This window comes from Perlucidibaca aquatica, from assembly GCF_001676655.1.
GTDB classification, from domain to species: Bacteria; Pseudomonadota; Gammaproteobacteria; order Pseudomonadales; family Moraxellaceae; genus Perlucidibaca; species Perlucidibaca aquatica.
The window spans coordinates 1569539-1587343 of record NZ_LZDB01000002.1 but is presented as its reverse complement, the minus strand read 5'-3'; the positions used below and the strand labels follow the sequence as shown (position 1 = coordinate 1587343).

Sequence of the window (17805 nt, the reverse complement as noted above, 5' to 3'; positions counted from 1 at the left end):
AGCACAACGGCCGGCGACATCAGCCTCACCGCCAAGAACTCGGTGACAATCGGCAGCATCCTAAAGTCGCTACTGGGCAAAATTGGGGTGAAGGCTGAAACGGGTTCGATTACGACAGAAGGCGATGCGCCGATTAGCGCGACAAAAGACGTGACGCTTTTGGCCGACACGGACATCGTGATCGACGACACGATTGCTACGACAGAAGGTAATGTCTCGTTAACGGCGACGAAGGGCAGCATCACGCTGAACGACAATCTGAGCACGAGCTCGACGGCAACTCGCGATGCCACGAGCGGCAAATTCGCGGCCGGCAATGTGATGCTGACAGCGAAAACCGATGTGACCCAGAACGCGGACATCCTGGTGAAGAACGGTGATGTGTCGGTGACGGCCACTGAGGGCAACCTCAAGATGACCACGGGCAAGAAAACCGACATCACCAATGCGGGCAATATTGTTTATAGCGCAGGTAAGCAGATCGACAGTGAGATTCTGGCGACGAAGCTGGGCGATATCACCCTGACGGCAGGTACTGACTTGCTGGCCAACAACACCATCACCACGCAAGGTGGTGCGGTGAAGCTGACGGCGACAGCGGGCAAGATCGACACGGATATCGACGCTGCAATCAGCGCGACAAAAGACGTGACCCTGACTGCTGACACCAACATCACCGTGGGTGATGCGGTGTCCACCACAGCGGGTGACATTGCACTGAAGACGGCGAAAGGCTTCGTGACGCTGAACGATACGTTGACCACGAACGCGACTGCGGCTCGTGTAGACGGCACGTTCGCTGACGGCAACATCACGGTGGATGCGGCCACGTCGATCACGCAGAACGCTGATATCACGCTGAACAAAGGTGATCTGACGCTGACAGCGAATGCGGGAGACCTCCTGCAGAACGCCAACAGCAAGCTGAACGAAGGCAATGCACTGCTGACAGCGAAGGCCACCACAGGCGCTAACCCGACTGGCGGCAACATCACGATGCGTGATGCTGGGGCGAATAACTCGCCAGCGGCAACCCGAATCGATGTGGCCTCGGGTAATGTGACGCTGACGGCTGATAACAACATCAACGTTGCCGCACTCAGTGTCGCAGACGCTAACACGGTCACGCTTAAAGCCACGAACGGCGCCATTACGGGTCAAACCAACACGACGCTGCACGTTCAAGCGGGCACACTGGACGCTGCCGCCAAAACAGGTATCGGCAATGCATTGCGCACTAGCTTGAATAAGCTGATCGCCAAGGTCACCGGCACAGGCGACATCAACATTGAAGAGACTAACGCGATAGAATTAACCCAAGTCAGCACGAACTCGGGCACTTTCAATCTGAAGGCGGGTGATGATGTATTGGCTCGTGATGTCGCCATTAACGGCTCGGCAACCTTCGATGTGAAGGGCAAGCTCACCACCGCTGTAGCGACTTCAGATCCTATGACGTCAGCGGGTCAAATTGCCGCCAAAGACCTGACGGTGACGGCTGAGGATGGCGTCAACATCAGCACAGCGGTGGATCGTGCAGATGTTGTCCTCTCCAAGAAGGGTGGCATCGTGATTAGCGAAGCAGACTCGATCACTCTGGAGCGCCTCAGCACCACTGACGGTGATATTGAAGCGACCTCAGCGGGCACGCCGACCTCCCCTAGCACGATGACGGTGAAGCGTGTGGTGGCAGGTGGTGAAACTTCCACAGCAACGCTGACGTCAACGACCGGTAGTATCGTTCAGGCGGCGGATGTGACTGCACCCGCTGTGACGGCGAGCAGCACCGTTTTGTCAGCCAGTTCGGGTATCGGCACTCAGACGAGCCCGACCTCAACCTCGCCTCTGACGCTGCAAACCGACACGCTGAAAGCGACCAGCACGAGCGGCGATATCGTTCTGGCACAGAACGGTGCCCTCGCGCTGGATGAAGTGTCGACCAGTGGCAACATTAACTTGGCAATCACGGGTGGTGGCTTAACAGGCGCTACAGGCATGCCCAATAGCTTGACGGGCAACCAAGTCAAGGTAACCGCGCAGGGTGCCGTATTCATCAACACCAACGCAGGCTCACTGCTCGACATCGATACCACGGGCGACATTGCCGTGGTTGAAAAAGATGGTGTGACGCGCGCTAACCTCACGGCAGCGAATGTGTCGGCCACTAGCACGACAGGGGACCTTGGCATTGGCAGCATCGTGGCAACAGATGCAAACGGTGCAGTGACCTTGGTGGCAACTACAGGCGCAATCCTTGACGCGGATAATGATGATGCGACGAAGCCCGTCATTAACATTACCGCGCAAAGCCTAAATGCCACAGCTGCCCAAGGCATTGGCCGAGCCGGTCAGGTATTGGAAACGGCAATTGGTACGCTCACCGCGAAGGCTACACAGTCGGGAGGGGTCTTCTTTAACAACCCTGGTTCGTTCATCGTGGCGAGCGTCACGGCAAACGGTGGCGATATTGCCTTGCAGACCAGCGAAACTCTGACCCAAACCGGTCCAGTATCGACTTCAGGCAGTGGTGATATCACTGTGTCGGGTCAAACCGTCACAATGACGCCGACGGCTTCGACTCAGGCCGGTAGCGGCACCATCAACTACAGTGCCACCAATGCGGTGACCATTAGCTCACTAGTAGCCAAAACCGGCTTAGGTGGTGGTGCAGTTACGGTGAAGGCACCCACCGTAAACACGGTGAACACGGGTCGACCCAACATCACTGGCTGGATCATTGATGTGAGTGGCGACAATGTGGACTTGCCGCGTATTCAGTTGCTGATCGGTGAGCAAGGTCTCGAATCGGCGTTGATTAAGCAGGGCTTCCAAGTGGTGGGTGGCACGCTGGCAAACAGCCGTCAGTTCATGGAGCAGATCCTGATGCCGTTGCAGGTGGAGGGTAATTTACCGGTCAATGGTGCGTTGTCCCGCGGCTTAAGCCCGGTGAGTGCGCCGCAGTTGAATACCTACAACGGATTCACCGAGCAGTTAAACGGGGAGTGGATCTTCCGACTCTAAGTCGGTTTAAATCAAAAGCCCCGCTGCCGAAAGGCAGCGGGGCTTTTTTATGAGCGCTGGATTACTTCCGGCAATCGTTCCCTTGAGTTTTCCAGCTCAGGATGGTCTTGGCCTTATCCACTTCAAAGTAAGTTTGGCAGCGCAACAAACCCACACGATCACCAAAGCCAAAACCCACGCCGGTACCAAAGCCACTCCCGCGGGAGCCGGTAAATATTGACGTTGAAATGGTGGGTGCCACGGTATAGCTGCCTTGCTTATCCCAGACATACACGAGGTTGCCGGTGGGCGACTCAAAGCTACCGGAGGGATAGCCCCAGGCATCCATCACGACCTTAATGTTGGAGCCGACCCAGCCCTGCAGCTCGTTCTCGTAGCGCTCGCGGGTGGCGCAGCCGGTTAGCACGAGCAGGCCCAGCGTCAGCGCGAAAAGTTTGATGTTGGTGGTTGAACCTTGCATGACGAAACTCCTGATGCCCAGTCAATGTCAAATTCCATCGATGCTACAATAGACCCAAAATGTTCGCAGACCTAGTGCACAATCCTGCGCCAGCCCCCTCGCCATGACTGACTTGAGAGCTTCCATGTCCGACCTAAAGAATGATCGTTTCCTGCGCGCCTTGCTGCGTCAGCCTGTGGATCGCACGCCCGTTTGGATGATGCGCCAAGCCGGACGCTACTTGCCAGAGTACCGTGAAACGCGCGCTCAGGCCGGCGACTTCATGAAACTCATGATGAATCCGCAGCTGGCTTGTGAAGTGACCTTGCAGCCGCTGGATCGCTATCCGCTCGATGCCGCCATTCTGTTCTCCGACATTCTCACCATCCCCGATGCCATGGGTCTGGGCCTGTATTTCGAGACCGGTGAAGGCCCGCGGTTTGCCAAAACCGTGCGCTCGCAGGTCGAGGTCGATGCGCTGCCGATTCCTGATCCAGAAAAAGACCTGGGCTATGTCATGGATGCGGTACGCACCATCCGCCGTGAGCTCAATGGCCACGTGCCGCTGATCGGCTTTGCCGGCAGCCCGTGGACGCTGGCGACCTACATGGTCGAAGGTGGTTCATCGAAGGACTTCCGCGCCGCGAAAACCTTGATGGTGACGCAGCCAGCGGTGTTGCACGCGCTGCTCGATAAGCTCGCGCAATCGGTTACGTCTTACTTGAATGCGCAGATTCTGGCGGGTGCGCAGGCGGTGCAGATCTTCGATTCTTGGGGTGGTGCACTGTCGCACGCGGCGTATCAGGAGTTTTCGCTGGCCTATATGCAGCAGATCGTCAACGGACTCATCCGCGAGCATGACGGACGCCGCGTACCGGTCATCCTGTTCACCAAGGGCGGTGGGCAGTGGCTGGAGGCGATGGCCGATACCGGTGCCGATGCCCTCGGCCTGGACTGGACCACCGACCTTGGACAAGCGCGTCAGCGCGTGGGTAGCCGTGTCGCGTTACAAGGCAACATGGACCCATCCATGCTCTTTGCACCACCGGCGCGTATTCATGACGAAGTGGCGCGCATTCTCAGTAGCTACGGTCAGGGCAGTGGTCATATCTTCAATCTGGGGCATGGCATCGATCAGCATGTCGATCCCGCTCACGCGGGCGCGTTTATCAACGCCGTGGTCGAACTGTCGGGGGCGTATCACGCTGTTTAAGTAGAGCCGCCTAAGTTCCGCTACACTCGGGGCATAACGAGAAAAATCGGGATGCCCCTTCATGAATTTTTTTTCCAGTGCGCGTGAGTTCGGACGGCTGCGCGAGCTCATCGCCATTCTGCTTAAGTATGGTTTTGATGACCTGGTGCGCTGGTTGCATTTAGAAAATCGTGCCGGTTTATTGAAGCGTTGGTTGCGCCAAGACTTGCCCCCGGATATTCGCCGCTTGCCCAGTGAGGCGCGCGCTCGATTAGCCTTGGAAGCCATGGGGCCGACCTTCGTGAAGCTCGGCCAAATCCTCGCCACACGCGTGGATTTGCTGCCAGCCGAATGGATTACCGAATTAGAGAAGCTCCAGGATCAAGCCGCGGCGGTCCCTTTCGCTCAGCTTAAGCAGCAATTAGAGCGTAGTTTGGGTGCCAAGGTCGGCGCGTGTTTCCGTGAAATCGATGAAAAGCCGGTCGGTACGGCGTCCATGGCGCAGGTCTATCGGGCGGTGACGCCGATTGGCCAAGAGGTGGTGCTGAAAATTCGTCGCCCTGGCGTAGAAGAAAAGATTCAGGCTGACCTGCGCTTGCTGCGCAAATTGGCCGAGATTGCTGAGGCGCAATCACCGGAGCTGCGCCGTTATCAGCCCATCGAGATAGTGCAGGAGTTCGAGGCTTCGCTACTGCGCGAATTGGACTTCACGGTGGAGGCACGCAGCGCCGATCGCATGCGAGAAAATCTGCGTCATTTGGATTGGCTGGTGGTGCCGCGCATTTATTGGGAATGGACCTGCGAAGACCTGAACGTGCAGGAATTTATTCGCGGGATTCCGGCGAAAAGTATTGAAGAAATTGATCGCGCCGGTCTGAATCGTAAGCTCATTGCTCGCCGGGGCGCGCAAGCGGTGTGGAAAATGATGTTGGAGGACGGGCTGTTTCATGCCGACCCCCATCCCGGCAATTTCCTCATTCTGCCTGGCAGCCGCATTGCCATGCTCGACTTCGGTATGGTCGGCAAGCTCACCGCGACGCGGCGTGATCAGCTCATCCGCATGATTCGCGGTGTGGCTCTGCAAGAGCCCGATACCGTCACCCAAGTCTTAGTTGAGTGGTCGGCGGGACGCTACATTAATCGCGAAGGTCTGCTCTCGGAGGTGACCACACTGATTGAGCAGTTTGATGGCGTGCCGATGGCGGAGCTCGACATTACGGCCTTGCTCAATGCCATCGCGGCGGTATTACGTAATTACAATTTGCGCTTGCCCAGTGAGTTAACGCTGCTGGCCAAGGCCTGTGTGACGTTGGAGGGTTTCGGTCGCCTTATTGATCCGAACTTTCAGCTTATGGACGAGGCCATGCCGTTGCTTAGGCGCACCTTGGCGAATCGCTACAGCCCAAAAGTGCTGGCCCGTGCCGTGCGTTCGCGCGCGTTGGATGCGGTGGAGCGATTGTATCACCCAGGTACGCAGGGCTTGCATGGCAACGGCGGCAACTATGCCGGGCCGCCGCCTATGCAGGTTGAAGAATTATCAAAACTGGTTAATCGCTTAGAGCGCGCCAGTCATCGCCAAGCCCGCGCCGTGCTCTTGGCCGGCCTATTTTTGGTCAGTGGCATGATGATGCAGCTGGAGCAAGGACCGCATATTTTGGGCATGCACGTGTTGGGCTTACTCAGCCTTATCGGCTGTACCGGCTATTGGCTGTGGATGCTGACGCAGCTGTGGTGGACGGAGCGTGGGCATCGCGATTGATGCCTGTTTTCATACCGCGAACTGGATACTTTCAAACTCTGTCAAATCAATACGTTGACGGGCTAGCCAGAGATTGAAGTTGTCTTGCATGATTAGCCAGCTTTCCGGGGAGCGTCCCAGCACTTTGGATAGCTTTAAGGCCATGGCAGGCGAAATGTCTGTCTTGCCATTCACGAGGCGGCTCACCAGCCCTGGGCTGACCTTGAGCTTTCGTGCCAGCTCATTGGAACCCAGCTCAAAGGGTTCGAGATATACCCGTGCAATAAATTCGCCGGGATGCATGGGGTTGTGCTGCTGAATAGTCATCAGTGATAGTCCTCATAGTTCACGACATAAGCGTGGCCATCGATAAACTCAAAGACAACGCGCCAGTTCCCGCTCACATTAATGGCCCAGAGGCCGTCACGATTGCCCTTGAGCTCGTGCAGGCGCCAGCCGGGCAAGTCCATATCACTAATGTCCATGGCGGTATGAAGCGCTTGCAAGCGCTCTTCCAAACGACGCACATGCGTCGCCTGAACCCCAGCAGTGCTGCCGGTGGTAAAGAACTTTTCCAATCCCTTGTGTTTAAAGCTCTTGATCATGCCGATATTCTGGCAGAGTGATTACTGATGCGCAACAGTGATTCTGGCGATGTATTCAGCCGTGCCAAGTCCGCACCGATGGCTCCGGAAACGTCATCGTAAATTGCGGAATTTTCACTGCGGCTAGGCAGCGACCGCTCGCGAGATCGGGAAACAATTCGGGGTCAAAGTGCCAGTCCAACACTTTCGCGGCGCGGCACTTGCCCTGCGCGCTAGGGGCGAGGGTGAACACTTTGCCTTCCCAGACTTGTGCTAGCGTGCGCCACGCAGCTGGCAGCCAATGAGCCGGCAGCGGCAGAGCCGGGCCGCTACTGCTCAGGGTCATTTCGGCAATGCGGCGACCGTCATCGGCGGTGAGCACGGCGCGATCGATGCCTTCGTCATTTAGTGATACCGCGAAATCACAACGATCTTTGGGGATGCCCCAGTTGCGCCGGCCATTCAGCACGGAGGCCTGCGAAGACACATAAATGCGCGAGATGCTGGGCTGACGCTCGCCGTTGCCGAAGTCGAATGTGCCGGGAATAAACAACAGTTCTTGATAGGGGCCAACGGCGCTGCTTTGGTAGTCCACCAGCATCGCCAATGACAGTGGGCTGCGGCGGCTTTTACGCAGGCCCGTGGGCGTGAACGGACAGTTGGCGAGCACGTCTTCCGGCATTTTCATCAGGAAGGCATAGCCCTGACCACTGAGCTGCCACGGAGCAGGCGCGAGTGCGAGGGAGGGGTTGGCAAGGAGAGAGGCGGACATGGCGAGGCAGTTCCTGCGAGTAAACGGGCCGGTTATGTTCGGCGGGTCGCAGGAGCTTGCCTATTCGTGACTGTTGGGTCAAGCCTTAGCCGCCGAGACTTTCCCAGCGTTCGAGCAGATGCAGCAGGCGCTCGTCGATTTCGCTCAGGCGCTGACTTAGCGTGGCGGCACGAGCACTGTCGCTGACATACAGCGAGCCATCGGCGAGGGCGGCATTGGCAGCCACTTGCTCGGCTTCCAGCGCGGCAATTTCGGTGGGAATGCTGTCGAGTTCGCGCTGCTCCTTGTAGCTGAGTTTGCGCTTGGCCGGGGCGGCGGGCGCGGGGCTGGCCGCAACCGCAGCAGCGGGCTTGCCAGGCAGCGACACGGCGGTCTGCGTCGGGCGCTGGCGCAGCCAGTCATCGTAGCCGCCCACGTATTCATTGATCTGGCCATCGCCCTCGAAGACCCAGGTGCTGCTCACCACTTCGTTGAGGAAGGCGCGGTCATGGCTGATTACCAGCAGCGTGCCCTGATAGCTGACCAGCAGCTCTTCGAGCAGCTCCAGCGTTTCTACGTCGAGATCGTTGGTGGGCTCGTCGAGGATGAGCAGGTTGGTTGGGCGGGTGAACAGCTTGGCCAGCAGCAGGCGGTTGCGTTCGCCGCCCGACAGCGCCTTCACTGGTGTGCGTGCACGCTGCGGCGAGAACAGGAAGTCCTGCAGATACGACAGGGCATGCTTGCGCTGACCATTGATCTCGATGAAGTCTGAGCCTTCCACCACGTTGTCGATGACGCTGCGCTCAGGGTCGAGCTGGGCGCGCAGCTGGTCGAAGTAGGCGACTTGGAGCAGGGTGCCGTGGCGTACCGAGCCGGCATCGGGCTCGATCTTTTGCAGCAGCAGATTGATCAGCGTGGTTTTGCCGACGCCGTTGTCACCGATCAGGCCGATTTTGTCGCCGCGCATGACCACGGCATCGAAATCCTTCACCAGCGTTAAGCCGCCGAGGGTTTTGCACAGGCCGGTGGCTTCCATGACCAGCTTGCCCGAGCGTTCGGCATCGCTTATGGCGAGGTTAGCTTTGCCGACCCGTTCACGGCGCGCAGCGCGATCACGACGCAGCTGTTCCAGCGCACGCACGCGACCTTCGTTGCGGACGCGGCGAGCCTTAATGCCCTGACGAATCCAGACCTCTTCCTGGGCCAGCTTCTTGTCGAAGACCGCGCTCTGATGCTCTTCGGCAATTAGCTGCGCGGCCTTGGTCTCTAAGTACAGCGCGTAGTTACCGGGGAAGCTGCGCAGCGTGCCGCGATCAAGCTCAACAATACGCGTGGCCACTGCCGCCAAAAAGCTGCGGTCATGGGTGATGAATAAAAGTGTGCCATTCCAGCCCAGCAGGAATTGCTCGATCCAGGTGATGGAGCGGATATCGAGGTGGTTGGTGGGTTCGTCGAGCAGCAGGATGTCGGGCTCGGTGATCAGCGCGCGCGCGAGCAGCACGCGACGTTTGCGACCGCCGGAGAGACTGGCGAAATCCGTATACGGGTCCAGCTCCAGGCGCGTGGTGATTTTCGCGACCTTGGTTTGAATTTCCCAATCTTCGAGCTGACCCACCATGTCCGGATGCTCTTGCAGGCCACCGGAGACAATGTCTTCCACCGTGCCGACCCAGTCTCGGGGCACTTCTTGCATCATGGTAGCAATGCGCAGACCTTGCTGGCGCACCAGCTCGCCGCCATCGGGCAGGATCTCGCCGGCGATGACCTTGAACAGAGTCGATTTGCCTTCACCATTTCGACCGATGACGCAAACACGCTCACCCCGGTCTAGGCTGAACGCCGCCTTATTGAGCAGGTGAGGGCCACCAAAGGCCACAGAAACATCACGCAGGGAAAGCAAAGCCATTGAATTACGCCGAAGTGCTGCAAAAGAGAGCGCGCATTCTAGCAAACCTGAGCTGTTCATAAGCCGTACAATTACGCCTATTGGTAAGTCAAAGGCGAAATGCAGAGATGGATGCGCGAATTACGGAGCTAGAAGTGAAGCTAGCCTTTCAAGATGATCTGCTGGAGGCGCTGAACCACACCGTGGCACAGCAACAACAGCAGATTGATTTATTGCAGGCGGAAATGCGTCTGCTCTATCAGCAGATGAAAACCTTGCAGCCGTCACAGATGGCTGACGAGGCGGACGAGCCGCCCCCGCCGCACTACTGATCTTATTTTTTGCTGACCCAGGCCCAGAGCATTTGGCATTGAATCGGCTCTTCGCCGGACTCATCGGTAACGGTGACCGGAACCAGCAGCTCGCCTTTGGGGTTGCTACGAATCATCGCCACTTGCTCTTCGCTTAGCGATGCCACTGCACGCATGTCACCCACGGTGCGACGCTTAAAGTCGACGTGTAAGCTTTTGATGAGTGGCAGCTTGTCATCGCTGAGGTTCACGCCCACCACAAAGCCTGTTGCGGTTTCGGCGAGCAGAGCCATCGCGGCCGCATGCACGCCCTTGATGTGATTCTGCACCGGGCGACGATTACGAATGGAGACGACCACGCGTGTCGGCGTCACTTCTTCGTAACGCAAACTGCTGGTGCCTACAAACGGCACGACCTTGCCGAGAATAAACGAGAGCGTGGAGACGCGCAGATTGCTTGGCAGCTTGGCCAGCGGGCGCATGAGGCGGGTTAAGTTGTTTTCAATCATCTGCATGGTGCGAACTCGGTTAGACAAAGTGGTTACAGCTTGCCCGAAAATACGCGGTCTTGGACTGGCTGAGTTGACGCAAGCTGACACCGTATCGGTCAAGTCGGGCTCTGTTATGCTGGCGCCATTGTTTTAGCGAGAACGCGACATGTCGGCGAATTCTCCGCGTTTGGTTACCATCGCGGCCTATCCCAGAAAGCTGCTTAAATTGTGTGAAAGCCAGTGGCAAATTCCGCCAGAAAAGCTGCTGAGCGCGACGCAGCTCAGTGCGGAGTCTTTGGCGAGGCCCGAGTTATTGGTGCCAGTCAGTGAGGTATTTGCGCTGTTTGTGCGCGCGCAGCAACTCACGGCAGCGCCAGATTTATCCCTGCGTTACGCCCAATGTTTGCCGCCGAATGCTCACGGATTGCTGGGCCAGGCCACGCTGACCGCCGCGAGTCTGCGCGAGGTCATTGCGCTTTATTACGAATACATGGCCACGGTGGCTCCCTTTGTGCTGATGCATCAAAGCCAGCGTCGAGACCGGCTGACCTTGGCGCTGGAGTTGTTTAACGACTTACCCATGGATGAAGCGTTTGTAATGACGCTGCTGTTGGCCACGGCATTTAATATCTGTGAGGGCTTGCTGAGCGAAGAGGCAGAGCGCCTGTCGGTACACTTGATGAGTCCGCCCCCTGCATTTGCTGAGGCCTTACTGAGCCATTGCCGAGGCGGCGTGCATTTCAATGCCAGCTTCAATGGCCTGAGTATTCCCAACGATATTTTGGATCGCCCCATCGCCAGTGCCGATGCGCAAGCCCATGCCGACGTATTGTCAAAAATTAATGCCCGCATGGATGTGTTGTTAGCACGAGGAGCCTTTACCGATGGGGTGCGCCATGCGCTGAGCCAGCAGCGTGACGCTCTGCCCAGTTTGAACGAGATGGCTGTGTTGCTGGGATTGCCCGTGCGCACATTACGAGCGCGACTCAGTCAGCAAGGGTGTAGTTATCAGCACTTACTGAATGAGGAGCGTAGCCGTCGTGCACAACACGCCCTAGCCAACACGTCGGCCTCGGTTAAGGCCATCGCCAGTAGCCTGGGCTTCCGGGATAGCTCGAATTTTTCCCGCGTGTTTCGCCGCTGGACTGGGCTGACGCCGCTGGCTTATCGACAAGCACAGCGGCGAACGGCGCTTAGTCTTTAAAGTTATTGAACTGCAGTGGCAGGCCCAGTGTCTGCTGGCGCAGAAACGCCATGACATCTTGCAGGGCATCACGCTTTTTATCGGTCACGCGCACCTTGTCGCCCTGAATGCTGGCTTGAACTTTGTAGCCATTTTCTTTCAACAGCTTCACGACTTTCTTTGCCGTGTCGGAGTCCAGGCCATCTTTGAGCTTGATGACTTGGTTCATGTACTTGCCCGACGCCTCAATTTTTTGCGGGTCCATGACTTGCGGATCAAGCTTGCGCTTCATCAGGTGCGCTTCCAGCATGGCGCGCACTTGATCGACCTGGAAGTCTGACTCGGCCGACAGTTTGATTTCCTTATTCTTTTCATTGAAGTCGACCTTGACCTCAGAGCCACGAAAATCGAAGCGTGTGGCAATTTCTTTTACCGTGTTTTGCACGGCATGATTGACCTCGAAAACTTCGAGTTCAGACACAACATCCATGGATGGCATGGTAGCTTTGCTCCCGATAAAAATTCCGCCTGCATGATACCTGAGGTCCTGCACGATGAAACCGGCTGTCTTACGTTGGATGATGAACCTGTACGTCCCTTTTCTGGGGGCTGGGGTACACATAGAGCGGATTAACGACGACTACACCGAAATTGATGTGCGCATGCGCCTGACGCGTTTTAACCGCAATTACGTCGGCACACAGTTCGGCGGTAGTTTGTACAGCATGACCGATCCCTTCTACATGCTCATGCTCATGCAGCATTTAGCGAAAGACTATGTGGTGTGGGACCAGGCCGCGCACATTGATTTTGTATCGCCTGGGCGCGGTACGGTCTATGCCCGCTTCCGACTTAGCGTCGAGCAGATTGCGGACTTTCGCGCCCAAGCAGCGACGGGTAAAGCGATACGCCCGGTCTTGCCCGTAGAGGTGGTCAATGCGGCCGGCGAGGTTGTAGCGCGCGTACAAAAGACACTCTATATCCGCCTAAAGCCTGCGTTGCGTCCGCCGGCGGCGGCTGAAATCAGCGCCCCCACTCAGCCCGTGGAGAAGTAAATCATGGCCCTGCGTTTTCGTATTTTGCCGGTCACCGCATTCGAGCAAAACTGCAGTTTAATTTGGTGTGACAGCACCCGTGAGGCGGCGCTGGTGGATGCCGGTGGCGATATCGAGCGCTTGCTGGCGGCCGTGGCCGAGGAGGGTGTGACACTGACTAAGCTGTTGGTTACCCATGCGCATATCGATCATGCCGGAGCCGTCGCGGAATTAGCGGAGCGTCTGCATTTGCCTATTGAGGGGCCGCATGTGGGCGATCAGTTCTGGATAGATCGACTCGATGATCAGTCGCGCATGTTCCGCTTTCCGGCCTCGCGACCCTTTACACCCTCGCGCTGGTTGGATCAGGGGCAAGAGGTTTGTGTTGGGGCTGAAACCCTGCAGGTCAGGCACTGCCCTGGCCATACGCCGGGGCATGTGGTGTTTATCTCGGAGGCCGCGCGCGTGAGTTTTGTGGGCGATGTGCTGTTTGCCGGCTCGATTGGCCGCACAGACTTTCCCATGGGGCATCATCAGACTCTGATTGATGCCATTAAGCGTGAGCTCTGGAGCTTGCCGGATGACATGGAGTTCGTGCCCGGCCACGGGCCGATGTCCACGATTGGGCATGAGCGTTTAACCAACCCGTTTGTGGCTGACAAACGCGGTTAAAAATAAAGCAACACGCCGAGGAAGATGAGCGTATGTTCAATGAGCTATTCATGGAGTTAGAAAAATGAAAAAGTTCATTCGAGCTGCTACAGCAAGTGTAATGATTCTGACCACTAGCACCTGGAGCGTCATGGCCGTCGCCGGACCCATTGCGCCTGAGGCAGTATTGTCGAGTACTGACAGTTCAGTGCTTGATGGGCAGCGCGCGCAAGTCGTGAGCTGGCTACAGCGTGACGATGTGCGAACGCAAATGACACGTTTTGGTGTGAGTGCTGATCAAGCAGTCGATCGTGTTGCCGCGCTTTCCGATGAAGAAGTTCAGCGTCTGGCAGGCAAAATTGATGCGACTCCAGTGGGTGGTAACGGCTTTGTTGGTGCTGTTGTTTTCATCTTTTTGGTGCTGCTGGTAACTGATCTTCTCGGGCTGACCAAAGTCTTCCCATTCACGCGTTCGCGTTGAGTAAAGCCCGTATGCGCCGCAGCCGTTTCCTGCTGACGGCGCTGCTGGCGTTAGTGTTGAGCGCCTGCATGACGCCGCAGGCCCTTGATTTGCGCGAGCAGCCGCCGCAAGCCGTCGAATTAAGCGCTGTTCCTTTTTATGCCCAGCGCGAGTATCAGTGTGGTCCTGCCGCCCTAGCGATGGTGATGAGCTATCTCGGTCGCGCGATCACGCCAGATGAGCTGGCGCCCTCACTCTATATTCCAGATCGCGAAGGCACTTTGGCGGATGAGTTATTGGCTCAGTCTCGCATGCGTGGCTTTGTGCCTGAACGACTGACGCCCGATTTGCGCGTGATTGCGCAGGCCGTGGCCGAAGGTAGCCCGGTTATTGTGTTTCAGAACAACGGTTTGTCATGGTACCCAGTTTGGCATTACGCCGTGGTCATTGGCGTTGATGCCGCGCGCGGTAAAGTGATTCTGCGCTCCGGTGAGGAGCCACGTCTCGTTATGAGTTGGTCGGTTTTTGATCGTACTTGGACCCGCAGCGGTCGTTGGGCCATCCGCCTGCTACCGGTGACGGCTGAATGGCCGGCATCTGCCGCTTTACCTGTCGTTAGTCGCCAGCTGCTGGCTATGTCTAGGGTGGCGCCAGCTTTTGCCTTGACGGGAGTGCGTCGTGCGCTTCAGCGTTGGCCGCAGGAAGTTCCTCTGTGGTTGGCATTGGCAAAAGTAACCGAGCAGGAGCAGGGCCTGGTCAGTGCTGAGGCGGTCTTGCGTGAGGGGCTGCTGGCGTTGCCGGAGGCACCGTGGCTGCTGAACAATCTCGCGGATGTCTTGACGCGCAGTGGGCAGCTATCCGAAGCGATAACCCTAGCCAGACGAGCTTTGCAGCAATTGGACAGAGCGGAAACGCGAGCCACGCTGGCTGCGGCAGAAGCGGCTCTGGCGCAGAAAAAGTCTAGGCACTAAGGATTAGCGGTCGCTGCTAATGTGCAGGGGGAGCTCACAACCGTGCTGGCCATCGAGCATTGCCTCGGCACAGTGGGTGTAGCCGAGCTGATGGACCTGTGGCAGAACAGGATGGACTTGGCTGCTGGGGTAGCGCGAAACTCGTATGACCTGGCCACTGAGCTGTTTGCGCCAAGATGGCGGAGCCTTACCCAACTGCTTTTGCAACAGCCCGTAAAAGCATTGCCAGATGCTGGCGGTTTGAATCAGAAGAATGTCGATGTTGCCCTGTTCTGGCTGGTGGCGAACACGAATGCTGGTTGCGGTGTGATAACTGTCATCTATCTGCACCAAAAATTGCGCCTGCCCAAAGTGCTGCCAGAGCTTTAGCCTAAAAGCCCATTGCTTCAAGCGAGATATTTGCAAGGGAGGCGTGCTTGCGCGCCATGCAGCCCAGCCGATGTCGACTCGGCTGGCTGTGAGTACAGTGTTGGTGCCAGTGGCCGTGGCGGGCACCACGCGGAGCGCATTAAACAAATCACGCCCAGCGATGGTCATCAGTTTTTCAGCCCGTAATTAACCACATCCACGCCCGCAAACTGCAAATCGGCGTGATACGACGAGCGCACCATGGGGCCGCTAGCGATATTGCGGAAGCCGAGCTGGCGGCCATAGGCGGCGTAGCGGGCGAATTCATCGGGATGCACGAAGCGATCCACGGGGGCGTGCGTTTTCGATGGCTGCAGGTACTGACCAATCGTCACCAGATCCACATCGTGCGCTTTCAGATCTGCCAGCAAAGCCATGACTTCTTCTTCTGTCTCGCCAATGCCGACCATTAAGCCGCACTTGGTGGCAATGTCGGGCCGTTCCTGCTTGAAGCGTTGCAGCAATTGTAGCGAGTGCTGGTAGTCGGAACCGGGGCGGATGGCTTTATACAGACGCGGCACGGTTTCGATGTTGTGGTTGAAAACATCCGGCGGGCATTCGCTGATGAGGCGTAGTGCAATGTCCATTCGGCCACGGAAGTCCGGCACGAGAATTTCCATCTTGGTGTTTGGGTTGAGCTTGCGCACTTCGGTAATGCAGTCGACAAAGTGCTGTGCGCCACCATCTTTCAGGTCGTCGCGGTCAACAGAGGTGACCACCACATATTTGAGCTTGAGATTGGCCACCGTCTCGGCGAGATGCCGCGGCTCATCGGCGTCGAGCGCATTGGGGCGTCCGTGGGCGACATCACAGAACGGGCAGCGACGCGTACAGATATCGCCCATGATCATGAAGGTGGCCGTGCCGCCGCCGAAGCATTCGGCAAGGTTTGGGCAGGCGGCTTCTTCGCAGACGGTATGAAGCTTTTGCTCACGCAGCAGGCCCTTAATGCGCTGCACTTCGCCTGGGTTTTTCACGCGCACACGAATCCAGTCCGGCTTACGCGGCAACTCATCGGTAGGAATGATTTTCACGGGAATGCGCGCCATTTTTTCGGCGCCACGTAGCTTTACGCCGGCCTCGATGGGGGCAGGTCTGCTAGTGGGTTGGTTGGCCGGGTGAATGGCTACCGGGGATAGATTGCTAGGTTCGCTCATGACAAATCTCATTTAGTCCACGAAGTGTAGCGCAACCTGTCTGCATAAGGCCAAACGCCAATAGTCGATGCATCTGAAAATCCAGTAGGCTAGGCATCTGATGACGAATGCCTTGAACAATGAGAGAGCAGTAATGGCAACGCGATACGATGCAGTGGTGATTGGTGCGGGTCCCGCCGGTGAAGGAGCGGCGATGAAGCTGGTGAAAGAAGGGCGTCGCGTGGCGGTCATTGATCAACTCGGCGAGGTCGGCGGCAACTGTGCGCATGTCGGCACCATTCCCTCCAAGGCGCTGCGCCAAACGGTATATAACCTGATGCGATTTAGGCGCGACCCATTGCTATCGCGCATGGCCGACATTCGCAGTGTGCCGCTGTCTCAGGTGCTGGCGCGCGCGCACAAAGTCATTGAGACACAGGTCAGCACGCACCATCGGTTTTTCGAGCGCAACGATGTGGATCTTTATTTCGGGCAGGCGCGCTTCGAGGAGCCCAATCTCATTTCCGTGTTGACGCCGGAAGGCATTACCGAGCGTATTGGTTTTGAGCATGCCGTGATTGCAACGGGCAGCCGGCCCTACCAGCCGCGTGATATCGACTTTGGTCATCCCCGCGTGTTCGACAGCGACAAAATTCTGAAGCTGGACTACGCGGTTAATAAACTGATTATTTACGGTGCCGGGGTGATTGGCTGTGAGTACGCCTCGATTTTTGTTGGCCTTGGCTACAAGGTCGATCTGGTCAATACGCAGCCGCAGTTGCTGTCGTATCTCGATGATGAAATTGCCGATGCACTCTCGCACTATCTGCGCGACTTGGGCGTGCTGATTCGTAATCAAGAAGAGTACGAGCGCGTGGAAACCACAAACGATAGTGTGGTTTTACACCTGAAGTCGGGTAAGAAAATTAAGGCCGACGCCATTCTCTGGTGCAATGGCCGCGCCGGTAATACGGAGACGCTGGCGCTGGAAGCGGTGGGCTTGCAAGCCAATAGCCGCGGACAAATCGCCGTGGATGAACAGTACCGCACCGCCAATCCGTCGGTGTTTGCCGTAGGCGATGTTATTGGCCCGCCCGCGCTGGCTTCCGCCGCCTACGACCAAGGTCGCTGTGCCGCCGCGCACATCACCGGCAGCCAAGATGTGCCGCATGTGGACGAAGTGCCCACAGGCATTTACACCATTCCGGAAATTTCTTGTTTGGGCAAAACCGAGAAGCAGCTCACCGATGCCAAAGTGCCTTACGAAGTGGGGCAGTCTTTCTTCCGCCATTTAGCACGCGCGCAAATATCGGGCGATGTGGTGGGGATGCTAAAAATTCTTTTTCATCGCGATACCCGTGAGATTTTGGGTATTCATTGCTTCGGCAACAACGCGGCTGAGATTGTGCACATTGGGCAGGCCGTGATGAATCAGCCGGGTAACTCTATCGATTACTTCGCCAACACCACGTTTAATTATCCGACCATGGCGGAGGCTTATCGGGTAGCTGCGCTCAACGGCATGAACCGCTTATTTTAAGCGGCTCATG

At 57.1% G+C, this 17805-nt stretch carries 19 protein-coding genes; 10 read left to right on the top strand and 9 right to left on the bottom strand.

All coding sequences use genetic code 11. The annotated features are described in order from the left end of the window. Positions 1–3021: beta strand repeat-containing protein (locus A8710_RS11145; protein WP_157686405.1), on the top strand; the 3021-nt coding region annotated here is incomplete at its 5' end. Positions 3022–3082: 61 nt separating this feature from the next. Here the strand turns inward: A8710_RS11145 and A8710_RS11140 are convergent. Further along, complete coding sequence (locus A8710_RS11140; RefSeq protein ID WP_068860547.1) at positions 3083–3481, bottom strand: hypothetical protein; 399 nt, start codon at positions 3479–3481, stop codon at positions 3083–3085. A 124-nt stretch (positions 3482–3605) separates the two neighbouring features. Here A8710_RS11140 and hemE point away from each other — a divergent pair, with 124 nt between their 5' ends. Next, entirely contained in the window at positions 3606–4673 is a 1068-nt protein-coding gene (hemE, locus tag A8710_RS11135; RefSeq protein ID WP_068860545.1) for a uroporphyrinogen decarboxylase, read from the top strand. A 61-nt stretch (positions 4674–4734) separates the two neighbouring features. Further along, positions 4735–6411 (top strand): ABC1 kinase family protein, encoded by a 1677-nt coding sequence (locus tag A8710_RS11130; protein ID WP_068860543.1) that lies wholly within the window; start codon positions 4735–4737, stop codon positions 6409–6411. A gap of 9 nt (positions 6412–6420) precedes the next feature. On the opposite strand, the gene A8710_RS11125 is transcribed toward A8710_RS11130, so the two are convergent. From A8710_RS11125 to A8710_RS11110, 4 genes are all read right to left on the bottom strand, one after another. Next, positions 6421–6717: a HigA family addiction module antitoxin gene (locus tag A8710_RS11125; protein ID WP_068860542.1), complete on the bottom strand. Its 297-nt coding sequence runs from the start codon at positions 6715–6717 to the stop codon at positions 6421–6423. After that, a complete protein-coding gene (locus A8710_RS11120; RefSeq protein WP_068860540.1) occupies positions 6717–6995 on the bottom strand; it encodes a type II toxin-antitoxin system RelE/ParE family toxin in 279 nt (92 codons plus the stop codon). The genes A8710_RS11125 and A8710_RS11120 overlap by 1 nt, the downstream gene beginning before the upstream one ends. A gap of 55 nt (positions 6996–7050) precedes the next feature. Beyond that, positions 7051–7746 (bottom strand): acetoacetate decarboxylase family protein, encoded by a 696-nt coding sequence (locus tag A8710_RS11115; RefSeq protein WP_068860538.1) that lies wholly within the window; start codon positions 7744–7746, stop codon positions 7051–7053. Between the two features lie 85 nt (positions 7747–7831). Further along, complete coding sequence (locus tag A8710_RS11110; RefSeq protein ID WP_068860536.1) at positions 7832–9631, bottom strand: ATP-binding cassette domain-containing protein; 1800 nt, start codon at positions 9629–9631, stop codon at positions 7832–7834. A gap of 107 nt (positions 9632–9738) precedes the next feature. On the opposite strand from A8710_RS11110, the gene A8710_RS11105 reads away from it, so the two are divergent. Continuing rightward, complete coding sequence (locus A8710_RS11105) at positions 9739–9942, top strand: SlyX family protein (protein ID WP_068860534.1); 204 nt, start codon at positions 9739–9741, stop codon at positions 9940–9942. Between the two features lie 2 nt (positions 9943–9944). Here the strand turns inward: A8710_RS11105 and A8710_RS11100 are convergent, their stop codons facing one another. Next, a complete protein-coding gene (locus tag A8710_RS11100; RefSeq protein ID WP_068860533.1) occupies positions 9945–10436 on the bottom strand; it encodes a DUF4442 domain-containing protein in 492 nt (163 codons plus the stop codon). Between the two features lie 142 nt (positions 10437–10578). Here A8710_RS11100 and A8710_RS11095 point away from each other — a divergent pair, with 142 nt between their 5' ends. Beyond that, positions 10579–11616, top strand: a complete 1038-nt coding sequence (locus A8710_RS11095) for an AraC family transcriptional regulator (RefSeq protein ID WP_068860531.1) — start codon at positions 10579–10581, stop codon at positions 11614–11616. On the opposite strand, the gene A8710_RS11090 is transcribed toward A8710_RS11095, so the two are convergent. Then, positions 11606–12094 carry a YajQ family cyclic di-GMP-binding protein gene (locus tag A8710_RS11090; protein WP_068860529.1) on the bottom strand — a complete coding sequence of 163 codons (489 nt, stop codon included), beginning with the start codon at positions 12092–12094 and terminating at the stop codon, positions 11606–11608. The two genes, A8710_RS11095 and A8710_RS11090, sit on opposite strands and share 11 nt — an antisense overlap. 55 nt (positions 12095–12149) lie before the next feature. Here A8710_RS11090 and A8710_RS11085 point away from each other — a divergent pair, with 55 nt between their 5' ends. From A8710_RS11085 to A8710_RS11070, 4 genes are all read left to right on the top strand, one after another. Then, entirely contained in the window at positions 12150–12650 is a 501-nt protein-coding gene (locus tag A8710_RS11085) for a DUF4442 domain-containing protein (protein ID WP_068860527.1), read from the top strand. 3 nt (positions 12651–12653) lie between these two features. Further along, positions 12654–13301 (top strand): MBL fold metallo-hydrolase, encoded by a 648-nt coding sequence (locus A8710_RS11080; RefSeq protein WP_068860525.1) that lies wholly within the window; start codon positions 12654–12656, stop codon positions 13299–13301. Positions 13302–13365: 64 nt separating this feature from the next. Then, entirely contained in the window at positions 13366–13761 is a 396-nt protein-coding gene (locus tag A8710_RS11075) for a PA2779 family protein (RefSeq protein WP_068860523.1), read from the top strand. An 11-nt stretch (positions 13762–13772) separates the two neighbouring features. After that, complete coding sequence (locus A8710_RS11070) at positions 13773–14711, top strand: PA2778 family cysteine peptidase (RefSeq protein ID WP_068860521.1); 939 nt, start codon at positions 13773–13775, stop codon at positions 14709–14711. 3 nt (positions 14712–14714) lie between these two features. Here the strand turns inward: A8710_RS11070 and A8710_RS11065 are convergent, their stop codons facing one another. Both A8710_RS11065 and lipA read right to left on the bottom strand, forming a co-directional pair. Further along, entirely contained in the window at positions 14715–15248 is a 534-nt protein-coding gene (locus tag A8710_RS11065; RefSeq protein WP_068860519.1) for a hypothetical protein, read from the bottom strand. Next, the gene (gene lipA, locus A8710_RS11060) at positions 15248–16276 is read right to left on the bottom strand and encodes a lipoyl synthase (protein ID WP_082968816.1); all 1029 of its coding nucleotides are present in this window, start codon (positions 16274–16276) and stop codon (positions 15248–15250) included. Before lipA ends, A8710_RS11065 begins: the two co-directional genes overlap by 1 nt. Before the next feature lie 133 nt (positions 16277–16409). Between lipA and sthA the strand changes: the two genes are divergently transcribed. After that, positions 16410–17795: a Si-specific NAD(P)(+) transhydrogenase gene (gene sthA, locus A8710_RS11055; RefSeq protein ID WP_264753534.1), complete on the top strand. Its 1386-nt coding sequence runs from the start codon at positions 16410–16412 to the stop codon at positions 17793–17795. Positions 17796–17805: the final 10 nt, after the last annotated feature.

Bases quoted from the DNA above. Each gene is read 5' to 3' on its own strand.
- A8710_RS11075 (WP_068860523.1), top strand. From the start codon at position 13,366: ATGAAAAAGTTCATTCGAGCTGCTACAGCAAGTGTAATGATTCTGACC.
- A8710_RS11105 (WP_068860534.1), top strand. From the start codon at position 9,739: ATGGATGCGCGAATTACGGAGCTAGAAGTGAAGCTAGCCTTTCAAGAT.
- sthA (WP_264753534.1), top strand. From the start codon at position 16,410: ATGGCAACGCGATACGATGCAGTGGTGATTGGTGCGGGTCCCGCCGGT.
- A8710_RS11090 (WP_068860529.1), bottom strand. From the start codon at position 12,094: ATGCCATCCATGGATGTTGTGTCTGAACTCGAAGTTTTCGAGGTCAAT.
- A8710_RS11100 (WP_068860533.1), bottom strand. From the start codon at position 10,436: ATGCAGATGATTGAAAACAACTTAACCCGCCTCATGCGCCCGCTGGCC.
- A8710_RS11110 (WP_068860536.1), bottom strand. From the start codon at position 9,631: ATGGCTTTGCTTTCCCTGCGTGATGTTTCTGTGGCCTTTGGTGGCCCT.
- A8710_RS11080 (WP_068860525.1), top strand. From the start codon at position 12,654: ATGGCCCTGCGTTTTCGTATTTTGCCGGTCACCGCATTCGAGCAAAAC.
- hemE (WP_068860545.1), top strand. From the start codon at position 3,606: ATGTCCGACCTAAAGAATGATCGTTTCCTGCGCGCCTTGCTGCGTCAG.
- A8710_RS11065 (WP_068860519.1), bottom strand. From the start codon at position 15,248: ATGACCATCGCTGGGCGTGATTTGTTTAATGCGCTCCGCGTGGTGCCC.
- A8710_RS11125 (WP_068860542.1), bottom strand. From the start codon at position 6,717: ATGACTATTCAGCAGCACAACCCCATGCATCCCGGCGAATTTATTGCA.
- A8710_RS11140 (WP_068860547.1), bottom strand. From the start codon at position 3,481: ATGCAAGGTTCAACCACCAACATCAAACTTTTCGCGCTGACGCTGGGC.
- A8710_RS11120 (WP_068860540.1), bottom strand. From the start codon at position 6,995: ATGATCAAGAGCTTTAAACACAAGGGATTGGAAAAGTTCTTTACCACC.
- A8710_RS11115 (WP_068860538.1), bottom strand. From the start codon at position 7,746: ATGTCCGCCTCTCTCCTTGCCAACCCCTCCCTCGCACTCGCGCCTGCT.
- A8710_RS11130 (WP_068860543.1), top strand. From the start codon at position 4,735: ATGAATTTTTTTTCCAGTGCGCGTGAGTTCGGACGGCTGCGCGAGCTC.
- A8710_RS11095 (WP_068860531.1), top strand. From the start codon at position 10,579: ATGTCGGCGAATTCTCCGCGTTTGGTTACCATCGCGGCCTATCCCAGA.
- A8710_RS11070 (WP_068860521.1), top strand. From the start codon at position 13,773: ATGCGCCGCAGCCGTTTCCTGCTGACGGCGCTGCTGGCGTTAGTGTTG.
- lipA (WP_082968816.1), bottom strand. From the start codon at position 16,276: ATGAGCGAACCTAGCAATCTATCCCCGGTAGCCATTCACCCGGCCAAC.
- A8710_RS11085 (WP_068860527.1), top strand. From the start codon at position 12,150: ATGAAACCGGCTGTCTTACGTTGGATGATGAACCTGTACGTCCCTTTT.